The 13,397-nt window shown below is 69.5% G+C and carries 11 protein-coding genes and 1 tRNA gene; 5 read left to right on the top strand and 7 right to left on the bottom strand.

The window, feature by feature from the left end; translation table 11 throughout:
* Positions 1-306: 306 nt before the first annotated feature.
* Both ACG83_RS26795 and ACG83_RS26790 read left to right on the top strand, forming a co-directional pair.
* Positions 307-861 carry a hypothetical protein gene (locus ACG83_RS26795; protein ID WP_054568995.1) on the top strand — a complete coding sequence of 185 codons (555 nt, stop codon included), beginning with the start codon at positions 307-309 and terminating at the stop codon, positions 859-861.
* A complete protein-coding gene (locus tag ACG83_RS26790) occupies positions 858-1,268 on the top strand; it encodes a DUF3817 domain-containing protein (protein WP_076828826.1) in 411 nt (136 codons plus the stop codon). The genes ACG83_RS26795 and ACG83_RS26790 overlap by 4 nt, the downstream gene beginning before the upstream one ends.
* 38 nt (positions 1,269-1,306) lie before the next feature.
* On the opposite strand, the gene ACG83_RS26785 is transcribed toward ACG83_RS26790, so the two are convergent.
* From ACG83_RS26785 to ACG83_RS26775, 3 genes are all read right to left on the bottom strand, one after another.
* Positions 1,307-2,242: a hypothetical protein gene (locus tag ACG83_RS26785; RefSeq protein ID WP_054568994.1), complete on the bottom strand. Its 936-nt coding sequence runs from the start codon at positions 2,240-2,242 to the stop codon at positions 1,307-1,309.
* 221 nt (positions 2,243-2,463) lie between these two features.
* Entirely contained in the window at positions 2,464-2,820 is a 357-nt protein-coding gene (locus ACG83_RS26780) for a hypothetical protein (protein WP_050796123.1), read from the bottom strand.
* A 441-nt stretch (positions 2,821-3,261) separates the two neighbouring features.
* On the bottom strand, positions 3,262-4,047 hold the full coding sequence (locus ACG83_RS26775) for a siderophore-interacting protein (protein WP_054568993.1): 786 nt from the start codon (positions 4,045-4,047) through the stop codon (positions 3,262-3,264).
* Positions 4,048-4,300: 253 nt separating this feature from the next.
* Between ACG83_RS26775 and ACG83_RS26770 the strand changes: the two genes are divergently transcribed.
* A complete protein-coding gene (locus ACG83_RS26770; RefSeq protein ID WP_054568992.1) occupies positions 4,301-5,140 on the top strand; it encodes an SAM-dependent methyltransferase in 840 nt (279 codons plus the stop codon).
* Between the two features lie 248 nt (positions 5,141-5,388).
* On the opposite strand, the gene ACG83_RS44565 is transcribed toward ACG83_RS26770, so the two are convergent.
* Positions 5,389-6,066, bottom strand: a complete 678-nt coding sequence (locus ACG83_RS44565) for a hypothetical protein (RefSeq protein WP_152991524.1) — start codon at positions 6,064-6,066, stop codon at positions 5,389-5,391.
* Between the two features lie 1,622 nt (positions 6,067-7,688).
* Positions 7,689-8,357 carry an O-methyltransferase gene (locus tag ACG83_RS26760; RefSeq protein ID WP_054568990.1) on the bottom strand — a complete coding sequence of 223 codons (669 nt, stop codon included), beginning with the start codon at positions 8,355-8,357 and terminating at the stop codon, positions 7,689-7,691.
* A 247-nt stretch (positions 8,358-8,604) separates the two neighbouring features.
* Between ACG83_RS26760 and ACG83_RS26755 the strand changes: the two genes are divergently transcribed.
* On the top strand, positions 8,605-9,579 hold the full coding sequence (locus ACG83_RS26755; protein ID WP_054568989.1) for a LysR substrate-binding domain-containing protein: 975 nt from the start codon (positions 8,605-8,607) through the stop codon (positions 9,577-9,579).
* Positions 9,580-9,707: 128 nt separating this feature from the next.
* Here ACG83_RS26755 and ACG83_RS26750 read toward each other — a convergent pair.
* Positions 9,708-9,796 (bottom strand) — tRNA-Ser (locus ACG83_RS26750).
* A 413-nt stretch (positions 9,797-10,209) separates the two neighbouring features.
* Between ACG83_RS26750 and ACG83_RS26745 the strand changes: the two genes are divergently transcribed.
* The gene (locus ACG83_RS26745) at positions 10,210-10,668 is read left to right on the top strand and encodes a hypothetical protein (protein WP_054569170.1); all 459 of its coding nucleotides are present in this window, start codon (positions 10,210-10,212) and stop codon (positions 10,666-10,668) included.
* Here ACG83_RS26745 and ACG83_RS26740 read toward each other — a convergent pair.
* A complete protein-coding gene (locus ACG83_RS26740; RefSeq protein WP_054568988.1) occupies positions 10,599-13,382 on the bottom strand; it encodes an FUSC family protein in 2,784 nt (927 codons plus the stop codon). The genes ACG83_RS26745 and ACG83_RS26740 overlap by 70 nt on opposite strands.
* Positions 13,383-13,397: the final 15 nt, after the last annotated feature.

The raw sequence follows: 13,397 nt of genomic DNA, 5'->3' as shown, positions 1-13,397 counted from the left end.
ACTGGCACCGGAGCACTACCGCTCTGGTGCCAGCACGCGGAGCTCACACGTCACATCTCCGTCGGCGGTTCCGTCATCCGCCCGCGGTCACCGAGCCCCGCGGATGGTGGGAGGGCTGCCCTCCACGCGTCCACGGACCTCCCACCACCACTTCCACGGTCCCGCGATCCGTTGGGCCTCGTGATCCATTGGGTCGCTCACCGTGGCCGCTTTCCGATCCGTCGTCAGATCGCCGGTGCCTACGCCCGCCACGTCCGGATCGCCGGAGCTACCCGCCCGCGCGGACGGACAGGTACCGTCGGCTGCGTGCGCAGGATTCTGCTCCGCCCGTCGTGGATCGCCCGCCATGCGCTCGCGCTCGCGCTGATCGGGCTCTTCCTGCGGATGGGCATCTGGCAGTGGACCAAGGGTGAGTCCGATCACGGCAGCATGCAGAACCTCTTCTACGGCGTCGAGTGGCCGATCTTCGCGGCCTTCGTCGCCTACTGGTGGTGGCGGATGGTCTCCGAGGACCTCCATCCGCGGGACGCCGAAGAGGACTCCGGCCCCCAGTGGGGCCTTGGCGGGCGCATAGCTCCGGAGGCTCCCGCGCCATCCGTCGACGGGAGCACCGCGGATGCCACCGGTGTCGCGGGTGCCGCTGGTGCCGCCGTTCCGGCGACCGTGCCGCAGCAGGGCACCGCGGGTGCCGTCGCGGTAACCCCGCTGCCCCAGGCACGTCCCGGCCAGGTCTCGGCCGTCGGCTCGGAGGCGGAGACCGAAGAGGACCTCGAGCTCGCCGCCTACAACCGTTATCTCGCGTCGCTGTACGAACGCGACGCCACCGGCCCGGACAACGACCGTAAGGGAGGCCGCCGGTGACGGCATCCTCAGAGCCCGTGACGTCCCGGCCGAGCACGGCCGAGCCCAGCAGACCCGGCGCACAGGGCGGGCCGCGCTCCACGCCCGCCGCCGTCCGCTCCTCGCTGCTGCGCTACCGGATCATCGCCTACGTGGTCGGCGTGGTGCTGATTCTTCTGGTCGTCGTCGGCATGCCGCTGAAGTATCTGGCGGACGAGCCGGCCGTGGTGAAGACCATCGGGCCCATCCATGGGCTGCTTTACATGATCTACCTGGCCGCGGCGTTCGATCTGGCGAGCCGCCTGCGGTTCCCCGCGAAGAGGACGATCCTCCTCATGCTGGCGGGCACGATCCCCTTCCTGTCCTTTGTCGCGGAGCGGAAGGTCGTCACCCTCGTACGGGCCGGCCGGGGCGCCGCCTCCGCATAGCTCACGAATGCCGCGGTGCGCCACCTGGCGTGCGCCGGTCAGGTGACAGGAGTGTCCAACACGGCGGATTCGGCTTCCTGGGGAAGAAAGTCGGCCGCGGGAGGCCTGCGGAGCCTGGTCGCCACGGTCACCGGCAGGGTCTCACCAGCCGCGAGCCGGCGCGGGCGGACGGAGCCCAGTGACCCCACCGCGAGCACCTGCCCCGGCTCGGCGCCGAAGGCGAAATAGCGGCCGTCGGACCAGACCACCAGGTCATCCGCACGCCGGCCACCCCGGCTGACAATCAGTCTTCGGCGGGTCGGTTCCCAGACGATCGCCAACAGATGCTCGCCCAGCGTGCCCAGCGCACGCTGCCCGGCGGCGCGGTACGAGGCCATCAGCGCGTCCGCTGCCCGAACACCGTGATTGCGTTCGTCCCAGCCGCCGTCGCCGGTCGGCTCCCGCCACGGCGCCCCGGCGTCCACAACATCCACGCCGCCCGCGGCATCCGCGGCATCCACCGCCGGGAGCGACTCCCCCGCGTCCGCAGGACGCAGGCCGACCGGGCGCGGACCGGCGGGACGCAGCACAGTCACCGATCCGGTGCCGGCCGAGGAGCCATCGGATCCGTCCGAGGCGGCACGCCGCCCCGGCGGGCCGACGGTACCGATCGAACCGGCGGTGCGGAAAGGCCCGGTGGCGGCGCCTGCCTGGCTCGTCGGCGCGGCCACTCGGGCGCCCCCGGCTCGACCGACCCGCACCACCCTCGCTCCCGCCCCGTGGTGGACGATCACGACGACCAGCCCGGCCGGCCCCACCAGCACAGGTGGCATGGATCCGACCGCATCATCCGCGGCTGTGACCACACCGAACGAACCATCCAGATGCACCCGGCGCGCGGCGGGAAGACCGATGGAGGACGCCGCGAGCATTCCGGTCAGCTCCGACCGGCGGACGTCGGCACCGTCCAGCCGCAGCAGCCCGCACACGGTCATGCCGTCCTCCCGTTCCGAGCCCACCATCGCGGAACGCGCGCGCACGCTCCCGCGCCGGAACGTAGCAGCTTGCTGACCCGATCACCGGGCTGTCGGGCCCAATGACCGCATCATCCACCGAGAACGACCGCCAAACGCGGACACCGATACGAAGTCCGGCGCGACGTCCGGCGCGAAGGAAGGGACGAACGCCGACGCGGACAGCGGACAGCGGCCTGCGGTCAGGCGACGTTCCACTCGTCCCGCGCGGCCCCCGCCGACGGCTGGGCACGCTCGGCCGGCTCCTGGGCTGCCTCCGGGGAGTTCCGGCGCTGGTCGGGAATCCGCTTCGCCTTCCTGGGCGCGATCTCCGGCGAGGCCGGGCACTCCACAAGATGGTCATCGAAGCCGTCCACTGTCGGCCAGAGCTGATGACAGGCCCGGCAGTGCGCGGCCTCCAGCTCGGACCAGCGCTGGTCGCAGCCTCCGCAGCTCACCACGGTGGGAAGGTCACGCAGGCGCACAGGCTGACGAGCGGAGTCGACAGGCAGGGGAAGCGCCTGCTGAGACGACGGGCCCGGACGCGTCGGCAGCGTCACCGAAACGGCACGTGGGGCGGTGTTCGGCGCGAGCGGGGTCGGGATCGCGCGCCGACCAGCAGAGCGGCGGGGAGGCACCCGGCCATCCTGTCGTACACCGGCACAAGCGTCACGCAACCGGGCGTCGACTCTTCAGAGTTCTTCGGCATTGCGCCCTTCGCTGGCCCTTCCAGGTGATCCGCCGACACGGCTACCTGGGCTCACACGGGCAAGCCCGCCGACGGGAAGCCGCAGGTCCGGCCCCGGACGACCCTCGGCGCTCCCCCGCCTGGGGTGAACCGGCCCGCAGCCACCTGCCCGGCCGGCGCAGGCCACCGGCCGGCGCGGCTGGCGGCCTGATCGGGTGGGCGGACGCCGCGCCTGCCTCGATCACGGAAGGAATCCGGAAGGAGTCTCCGCCGGTCGCGGCCCCGTTTGCCACGGCCGCGGCGTACGCACTGGTCAGTCCATCCCACGGCGGCCCGGGGTCCAGAAGGCCCTGACCAGAACCCGCTGCCGGGGCCAGCCCCGCTCATCGATGAGATGGCGCCGGACAGCCTGGCAGGTGCGAGCCTCACCGACCACGTAGGCAGCGCCGGGCTCGCCACCGGAGAGATCGAGATCGGCGAGCGCCGCGGTCAGCAGCGAGGAGGAGGCGGCAGGCACACCGCGCCGATGGACCCAGGTCAGCTCCGTGGCACGCGGCAGCGGAAGCCGGTCATCCTCCTCATCGCACTCGATCACACCACGGACCAGGGTCGGTGCGGGCAGCGTGCGGAGCATCGCGCCGAACGAGACGGCCGCCGTGTCCTCTCCGACGAAGAGGTGCACGCCCGCCTCGGGACGGGTCACCAGGCGCCCCTCCGGCCGGGTGACGATGACCTCGTCGCCCGGGACCACCCGACGGGCCCAGGACGTCCCAGGGGTCTCGCCGCCGTGGTCGTACACGGCCAGCTCCATGCGGCCGGACGGGTCGTAGTCCCACACCGAGTAGCTGCGTTTGAGGTCACGTGGGCCATTGCGCCACCCCGCCAGCCTGGTCGGATCGGCGAGGAACACCGTCACGTTCTGCCCGGGTGACCAGGCGAGATCCGCCAGCGCCGGACCGGTGAGCACGATGCGCCGCGTTCGGCGGGCGAGCATTCCGACGGACTCCACCCGGGCGTGGAGCAGCACCCTGTCCAGCAGACGCCAGGCAGCCCCTCGGGTCCGAGTGACGCCGGGGGCCTCTTCACCGTTGTCAGTCACGACCGAATCCTCCTCAACTCAGGGAAAAGGAGCCAGCCGCCTGGGCCGCCGCCCACTGGAGCGTGCACCAGGCGGGGCTACCACGCCACGTCCCGTTGCCGACCCACCTGCCACTCCCTGAGATCGAACCATCATAATTCGGTAACATCTCGCTGCTCCCTGACCCGGCAGGCAGATACCGCTCGGCCGCCGGCAAGACGCATGCGGGGACGGTGCATGCCGATGTCCGGACGACGCTGAGAGAGGCCGGGACGTGAGCGACAACAAGAACAGGTATGGCTGGCCGGTGGAGCAGATCGAGCCGGTCGACCTGCGGACGGACGTCCCGCATTCCGCTCGCATGTACGACTTCTTTCTGGGTGGCAAGGACAACTTCCCTGCCGACCGGGAAGCCGCTGAACATGCGCTGACGGCGTTCCCGGCACTGCGCATCGCCGCCCAGCAGAACCGCGCCTTCGTCCACCGTGCGACCCGATACCTTGCCGGCGAGGTGGGCCTGCGCCAGTTCCTGGACATCGGCACCGGCATCCCGACCTCGCCCAATCTGCATGAGGTCGCCCAGAGCATCACCCCCGAGTCGCGGGTGGTCTACGCCGACAACGACCCGATCGTCCTCGCGCACGCCCGTGCACTGCTCACCAGCACACCCGAAGGCCGCACCGCCTACCTGGACGCCGACCTGCGCGAACCGGAGAAGATCCTGGCCTCGCCCGAGGTACGGGAAACCCTCGACATGAGCAGCCCCGTGGCGTTGTCCCTGATCGCGATCCTCCACTTCTTCCCCGACGTCGACGAGGTGACCGAGCTTCTCCGTCGGTACCTCGACGCGATGCCCAAGGGCAGCTATCTCGCGCTCACCCACTGCACGGCCGACGTCGCGCCGGAGGAGGCCGGGCGACTCGTCGAGATCTACCGGCAGCGCGGGATCCCCCTCACCACCCGGACCCGAAAGGAGATCGAGGGCTTCTTCGAAGGTCTCGATCTCGTCGAGCCCGGGGTGCAGATCGTCCATCGTTGGCGGGCCGAGCCGGCGCCGGACGGGCCGACCGACGCCCAGGTCAGCTGGTACGGCGGAATCGCCCGCATATCCTGATCCACCGCTGTCCGCCGGTGCGGGTCGACACACGTCCGCCGACCCGCACCGATCACAGCGCTGCACCCGCACCGATCAGCACCAGCGGGCCGGGGACCCGCGACCGCCGCCCCAACAACCATCGCCATGGCTCTTCGGAACAGGATGAGCCCACCCAGCCGGGATCTACTCGTCCACATGCGCGAAATCATCTGGCGCTGCGACGCACCCGGTTTCCGCATTTTCCGTGGACCATCCGCGGAACTGTTCTAGAAGCCAAGCCAGTGAACAATCGCGGAGAACTCCAGGAGATCCTGAAGGAGTTGGCTGATCGACGTGTCGGCAGCGCTCCCGGTCGGTGCGAAGCCGTCGACGGCCGCGTGGTTCGACCCGGTCGACCCACCCTTACCGAACGACCCGGTCGACCCACCCTGAGCGCCACCCTTACCGAACGACCCGGTCGTCTCCTTGCCGCCAAGGTTCCGCGGTGTGGAGATATCGATGGTCACGCCTTCCTCAACCGGTCTGGTTGTTTGGGATGACCCGCCCTGGGTTCCGTCGCCATCGAACGAGCCAGTCGACCCACCCTGAGCGCTGGACGCCGCACCGAAGGTACTCGTCGGGCCACCGACAATGGTCTCCGCAGTAACCGGCGCGCCAATACCGATCGTGATGCTTCCGGTCGACAGAATGGAGAGATTCAATCCGCTCGGAATAGCCAGGCCCTGCCCGGCATCCAAAACCCTGGGCTCCACTTCTCCGACACTCTCCTGGCCATCTCCTACAGCGACCACGGGCGCCACCAGGTTGGCTGGAGCCGGATCAACGGCTATCGATATGTCAGCCCTGGCAGGAGACGCCGACAAGATAGCAGCAGCAGATATTCCACCGGCCAGAGCCAGAACGGACCAAGTCTTCTTAACAATCATGATTTCCCCGCTCGACATCAGGATCCACCTCGTCGCAGCGGGATGGTAGCTATCAAGCCGTCGGATCAACCGCTTCCACCAGACCGGCGTGTTGCGGAAAAATTTCGAGTGACATATTTCGCGACAGCAAAGCGTCGAACTCATCCGGACCGGATCACATGGCAAAAGTAGATCAGATCACCAACCCGGCCCACCTGGTGTGATTGGTGCGAGTACACACCCCTATCAGGGAGATCCTCGCAACATCATTCCACCCAGCTCTTCATGCATGCGACAGCCCTCCGCCTCTCCCACCTGGCAGATTTCTCCAGATGGGAGAAGGGAGGGCTGCCCGTCACACCCAAACAAAAATTAGGCGGACACTAGGAACTTCTCAGCGGAAGGAGCCGGTCGACCCACCCTGAGCCCCACCGCCCCCGAACGAGCCCGTGGAACCACCCTGAGCGCCGCCACCCCCGAAGGAACCCGTGGAACCACCCTGAGCACCGCCACCCCCAAACGAGCCCGTGGATCCACCCTGAGCAGCCGCATTCGCCGGTGCAGCAAACATCAGCACCGCAGCCGCGGGCACCGAAACCAGCATTCCGCAAACTCGCTTCTTGTCGAGCTTCATCGATAACCCCCTTGCTCGTTCCGCTTCTCAGACGGAGGAAGGTGGCCACCCCCATGCGGCGATACCACTCAGCAAGAGCAATCAGCCGCTACAGCGAACCGGGACGCTGGACATCCTCCCGGTGCGCCACTCCGCCGCATCCCTACCCGGATTCCTGGCCTAATACTTCAAGGCAGCCCGTGTAGTTGCGACGAACGATCTGCCAGTGGTCGCCGTGAAATAAGAGAATACGCTGGAGCGACTGCATTACCGGACCGGCGACAGGGTCCGAGCTGAGCCGTTCGTGGCGACAAATCTCGAGCGCCTATCCTACCATAATCCGACAAAAGGGTGAGCAGGAACATCGACAGCGTTCACGCTCTATGGTCGGCCAGGTCGGGTCCCGAACGGTGGGTTAATCACGGCGGACGAGATTTCCTGCGAGGGATTAACGTCAACGGGTGAACGGCAACCTGGTTTATGGATGGCGGCACGGCACGGAAGAACGAGCTCCAGCGCCACTGGTTACCGACCTGAAGTGCGACCATCCACCCATACAGCTTGATTTGCACCGACCTGGACCGGCACCCGTCGCCGGGCCGAGCCCGTCACGGCCCGGCGGAGTCCGGGAGCCCAACCCAGGTGAGCGCCGCGGACCAAGCCAAGGCCAGGCTGGTCTCGTTGGTCGAGCCACAGCTGAGCGCACCAGGCCGTAGATCCGAACCGGCCCTCGTCGCGCTGCGGTTCCTCCCTCTCGTTTCCGCGCCCGGGCGCGGTGGGCCAGGCCTGTTGTCGTGGAGCTGGCGACCACTCCGGCCGTCGTCCTGCTGGGGGCATTCGCCCAGCGTCGCCGCCGGACGCCTGACCCGAGCCCCCGCGGCCGTTCCTCTGCTGGTGCCGACGATGGTCGCGGCCGTCGCCGGCGTCCTGTTCGCGAGGGAGCCGCACTCCCTCATGGGAAGCCTCATGGGAAGCGCAGTAGCCCCACCGCGCCCACGAACGCCGGCGAGTGGCCCGGTGGCGCCGAGGCCAGCCACCGCATCGCGGTTCAAAGCCGGGTGGAGAGCTCCAGACCGTCATCAATCGGCAGCGGGCTGGAGATGTAGCCGTGCGCGGGGTCGCGAACGTAGGCGAGATAGTCCGCGGTGTCGTCGGCGAACAGCACCGTGTCGTCGGCGACGACCACCGCTCCTTTCGACAGTCCGGGCTCGATCAGGTTCAGAACCGGCAGGTAGAGGTGGTTCCAGCCGTCCAGCAGCAGGAAGTCGACCTGGCCCGGCAGGGTGGCGAGTGTCTCCAGGGCGTCACCGGGCCAGACCTCCGCCACATCGCTCAGCCCCGCCTCGGCGAGATTGGCGCGGGCTGCGGCGACCTTGCTCGGCGACAGTTCGGTGCTGACGACCCGTCCGGCCCCGTTGTCACGGACGGCGGCGGCCAGGTGGACCGCAGCGATCCCGAAAGAGGTGCCGAACTCGACGACGAGCCTGGGCCGCACAGCACGGACGAGTTGGTAGAGGAAGACGCCGGTCTCCCGGGAAACCGGCATATAGATGTCACCGGTGAGTTCGGCGAGCCTGGCGGCGGGCAGTTCCCGCGGGACGAAGCCGGCATGCGCCGCGCGGAACGCGGTGAAGGCCGCGTCGTCGGTCTCTGAGGCACCGAACAGGCGGTCGATGACGTTCGCGGTGGGCGGGGCGAGCAGCGATGACGAGGGCACGAAGATCGTCCTTCTCTTTCAGGTGGCAGGCAGGGGATCCGCGTTCGGAGGAGCCAGGCCGCGAAGCAGCTGGGCGACCTGGAAGCCACCGGGCTACGCGGGTCCGTGGGTCTGTGGGTCTGTGGGTCTGTGGGCCGAGTGGCTCCGCGGGCCGGCCTGGGCAAGGCCGCGGGCCTGCCCTCGAACGCTCACCACGACTGTAGGAAGAAGACGATCTGGCTTCAAATGCAACTTGTACAGTTGATTAGTGCACCGAAGTCAATCGGACCTGTCAGGTGTCGACCTCAACCTGCTGGTTGCCCTGGACGCGCTGCTGGAGGAGCTCAGCGTCAGCGCGGCGGCCCGCCGGCTGCACCTGACCGAGTCCGCGATGAGCCGCACGCTCGGGCGGATCCGCCGCACGGTCGACGACCCCGTCCTGGTTCGGGCCGGTCACAGCATGGTGCCGACACCCCGGGCACTCGCCATGCGCGCCGAGGTCCACGACCTGGTTCTGCGCGCCCAGGCGGTCTTCGCACCGGCGCAGCCCAGCGACCCGACGACGCTGACCCGGACGTTCACGATCCTCAGCAGCGACCTGCTCATCACCGCGATCGGGGTCGATCTCCTCGACCGGCTCGGAACCGAGGCACCCGGTGTCCGGCTCCGCTTCCTCCCCGAGCCGGACCTGCGGTCCGACCCGCTCCGGGACGGCACGGCCGACCTGGAGATCGGCGAGATCGACTCGACCGCCCCAGAGATCCTCACCGAGGCCGTCGGGGAGGAGCGGGCGATCGCCGTGGTACGCGCCGGCCATCCACTGACCACAGGACCCGTCACACTCGCCCGGCTGGCAGCCGCCCGGCACGTGACCGCTTCCCGCCGGGGCAGACTAAGCGGCCCGATGGACGAGATGCTTGCCGCCCACGGCCTGCGCCGCGAGGTCGCCGCAGCCGTACCGACCCACGCCGCGGCCCTGGTGCTGGTGGCGCACAGCGATCTCGTCTCGATCGCACCGATCCGGCTCGGCCGGGCTCAGCTGGACGCGCTGGGCCTCGTCCCGCTCGACCTCGACCTGCGGCTCCCACCGCTGCTGCTGTCCCAGGCCTGGCATCCCCGTCACGACGCGGACGGCCAGCATCGCTGGCTGCGCGGCCGGGTCCGTGACTGCCTGAGACAGGCACTCGCCGGCGGCTCGGCGGCGGCGGGGCCGGACGTCGTGACGCGGCCGGTGGCTGGTTGAGCACTTCGACGGCGGTGATTCGGCAGGGGGCTCGAGGTCACGCGCCCTGTCCCGGGCGGGATTCGCGCGACAGCCGAACCCGCGAATCGTAGGTCCGGCTGTCTCCGATGTCCCGAGACATCACAGAGCGGAGGGCGTGGGATTCGAACCCACGAAGAGGATCACTCCCCTTAGCGGTTTTCAAGACCGCCGCCATCGGCCACTAGGCGAGCCCTCCTGACCTGCAGCTTCAGCCCGGTTGGCCCCGATCGTCCGTAGGGCCGTTCCGCGCCTGTTCCGCGTGACCGTCCGGACCGTCGCCGGCCGGGTGGTCATGGTCGAGTATCGCAGCTCCGGCGTCGGGCGTGCCGAGGGCCCGTTCGATCGAGCCGTTCGCGATCACCTCCTGGCGTCGTGGCTGCACCGGCAGATGGCCCGACGACGCCGGAGGGCCGGGCTGTCACCGAGCGGATCGATGCGGCCTGATCTGGTGGTCCGACGAGCATCTGATCTGGGGAACATGCCCTGCGATCATGCGACTCCGCCGATGGGTTGTGTCGACGGCGATCAGGGCAGGTCGAGACTGTGACCAGAACACATGATCAGAAACCCGCGAGTCGGCCGGATCACGTCACCCGGCTGACAGGCCAGGTGAACACGCCGCCGACCACGGTCACCGACGGGGCGGGCTCGGCCCCGGAAGACCGCACCGTCCCGCATCTCGACGAGGCGACGGTCAACGCCACCGGGCGGCTGAGTGAGGCACTCGAGTGGGTGGAACGGGCCCGGGGGGCGCTCTACTCGTTCCACCAGCTTTCGGGGCGGGCCGACATCATTCTCGGTGAGGCGCTGGACGCACTACGGGAGGCCGGGCACGAGCAGGTCGCAGGCGAGGTCCGCCGCGAGCTGTACGGCCGCAACGTCCTGGACGGCCGGTGGACCTTCCAGATCGTCGAGGAATACGACGATCTGTACTATCGCCCTTTTGTCGCCACCGAGGAGCGGGTCCGTGACCAGCTCACCGATGGGCACCGGCACGTCTACGAGGCCCGGATGAAGGCGCGCGAGCGCACCGAGGCAGGCCGTGACCTGTGGGGTTTCGGACCCTGATGATCATCCGCCACAATCCGTCCCACCCTGCCCACACTGCCCGCACTCCCGGCGACGCCCCTGGACGGATCCCTGTCCGCGGCATCCTCGGCGGAGGACCACAGACGATCCACGTCGTCGTCAGCGCCACCGTCGGACCTTCGTTCGAGTGCCGTGGCGGCCGCCGTGAGCATGGGCTCGATTCCCCGCAGAATGTCGAGGTAGCTGGCCCGGGCGGCGAACGCGATGCCGGCGAGTGTTTCTGGGTGGCCTGGCAGGTGCTCCACCTCATGAAGCACCGCCAGACCGGCCGGTCCGCCGCCGCCCGGGGCGAGGTCGGGCTCGGGTGGGCGCCAGGCGGCCCCAAGCGCCACCGCGAAACGGCGGTACCAGTCGCAGAGACCATCCAGATCCTGGGCGAGCGCTTCGCGGGCCGTGGCGAAGGCAGCGCCGAATGCCGACGTCCTGTCGAAGTCGGACAGGTCCGGGGGCCAGCGGACGTCCCCATGCCGCAGTAGTTGTGCCGTACGGCGCATCCGCTGCGCACCGGCCGCGATCATCATCAGCGCGTCGATGTCGAACCGCTCCGGAGGGTCCTCGTCGAGGAAATGGCGCATGGCGTCGTCCAGGAGACGACCGGACCGGATCGCGCGGCGCGCTTCCTCCGCCACCTCCGCATCCGATTCCCGCGCTGCCACCGCAGCCCCCGTACCCACTCCAAGCGCCATACCCACCCCACGCGCCGTGCCCGCCCCAGGTTCAGCGCCCGCCCCAGGTTCAGCGCCTGCCTCATGCCCCGCGCCCGCCCCCGAGACCGGCTCGTCACCAGCCCCGGCCTCCAGCCCCACGCGTGGTCCGAGCGTGCCGGGCAACCTCGCCACCGTGGTCTCGAGGAAATCCACCGCGGTCAGATACGCGGATTCGGCCCGAGCCCGCAGCACCGCGACCGCGCCTCGCGGCCACAGCAGCGCGCCTGCCGCGATGCTGACCGCGAAACCGATCAGAACATCCTCGATCCGAACAATTCCGACCTGCCACCCTTCGGGTGCGACGATGTTGAAGAGCAGGATGACCGCGGTCGTGAAGCCGGCCTGACCGAGCGCGAAACCTGCCACGCGGCGGGCGTAGCTGCCGAGGAAGACCGCGATCGGCAGCACCGCCCACAGCGCGGCCCAGTGGCCGCCGGCGGTGGCGATGGCCACGGTCAGGCCGCCCACGACGATCCCGAGAACGGTGCCGGCGAGTGCCTTCGCTGCCGCCGCGTTGGTCGCGAGCGCATTGGTCCGCAGGACGGACAGCGTTCCCAGCACGACCCAGAAGGCGTGGTCGACCCCTACGGCCTGGGCGATGAGGACAGCCAGCGAAAGCCCGAGCGCTCGACGCACACTGTTGCGGAACCAGGCCGATCGCGGATTGGCGTACCCGGCGGCGACGTCGGTCGCGACCGTGCCTCGTTCCCGCCACGAGCGCTCCCGCCACGAATGCCTGGGGCCGGTGGCGGCCTTCGCGGGCCGGAGGCGCTCGATGGAGCCGAGGCCACGGGTGGACGCGGTCGCCTTCAGGACGTTGAGCGCCAGGTCACGGGTGCCCCGAGCGAGCCTGCGCAGCCGAAACGCCTCAGCGGCGGCGTGCTCGGCGCGGACCGGGCCGAATCCTGCGCTCCCCCGCGCCCGGGCCCTGGCCTGCCACTCCTCTCCGCGATTCTCGTGTTTCAGATGATCATGCCGACCCTGCCGAACCTGCCGCTCCTGATACTCCTGGTGCTCCTGGTGCTCCTGGCTGCGCAGGAAGGCCAGAAGCGCGGCGCGGATCGCGCGCTCGGCCCGTTCCAGGCGAGCCATGCCGAGCCGGTCATCACCGGCGGCGGCAGACCCGGTCGATGCCGGCGCGGCCGGCTCGATCCGGGTGGAGATGGCCTGCAGCGTCGCTGCCACCGCGGCGTGCAGCTCAGCGGCCTCGGCGGGGAAGCAGGCACGTGCTGTCCGGTCCCGCTCCGGCCAGGGCAGGGCGAACGGCATCAGCCAGTTGAGGTCGATGAAGACGTACCCGAGCGCCGCGGCCCGCCCGCCGAGCCCCGTGGGCCGATGGACCGTGGCGGCGAACTCGCGTCGCAGCCGCCGCAGCTCCGTCCAGATCCGCGCTGTCTGCGCCGCCGACTCCGCCGCTGCGGGCCAGGCCACCCCGCTGGCCAGGGCGCGGGAGACCGCCGCGATGTTCGCCCGCAGCCGGTCGGGCGGACGGCGCGGCCTCAGGAGCATCACGGCGGTGATCGAACCCGCCGCGCCGATGGCCCACCCCGCGAGTCGCTCCGGTATCGCCGTCAGTGGCCCCGGTGTCATCACCGCCAGAACGAAGGCGAGTAACGCGGAACGTCCGGCAACGGCCACATAGGGGTTGAGGACGCCGGAGAACAGGATGACGAACGCGACGACTGCGGTCATGGTGACCGCGAGAAAGATCGACCGCGAGCAGAGCGTCCCGAGGACGATCAGTGTTGCGCCGGTCGCCGTGAGCGTGAGATAGGCGCGCAGCCGCGTTGTTCGCGGGCCCTCGAACTCGACGAACTCGAGGAGAGCGATGACGGCGAACCAGGCGAAGAGGCTCATTCGCACGTTACCGGCGATCCCGACGGTGAGCGCGAGCGCGGCTGGCGCGACAATCGCGACCCGAGCCGCCGAGGTGGCGCCGAAATGCCCCGGATCGCGAGCCCAGACCCGCCGCCGTCGCTGTCGCATCGTAGTAGGCGCTAC

Origin of the sequence: Frankia sp. R43 (genome assembly GCF_001306465.1) — a bacterium.
In the GTDB taxonomy this organism is placed as follows: domain Bacteria; phylum Actinomycetota; class Actinomycetes; order Frankiales; family Frankiaceae; genus Parafrankia; species Parafrankia irregularis.
Note: the sequence above shows the minus strand (reverse complement) of the source record. Positions and strands in the feature narration are given on the sequence as shown.

What these genes read in the sequence shown, in the direction of transcription:
- ACG83_RS26740 (WP_054568988.1), bottom strand. Translation starts at nt 13,382, where the DNA reads ATGCGACAGCGACGGCGGCGGGTCTGGGCTCGCGATCCGGGGCATTTC.
- ACG83_RS26785 (WP_054568994.1), bottom strand. Translation starts at nt 2,242, where the DNA reads ATGACCGTGTGCGGGCTGCTGCGGCTGGACGGTGCCGACGTCCGCCGG.
- ACG83_RS44565 (WP_152991524.1), bottom strand. Translation starts at nt 6,066, where the DNA reads ATGTCGAGCGGGGAAATCATGATTGTTAAGAAGACTTGGTCCGTTCTG.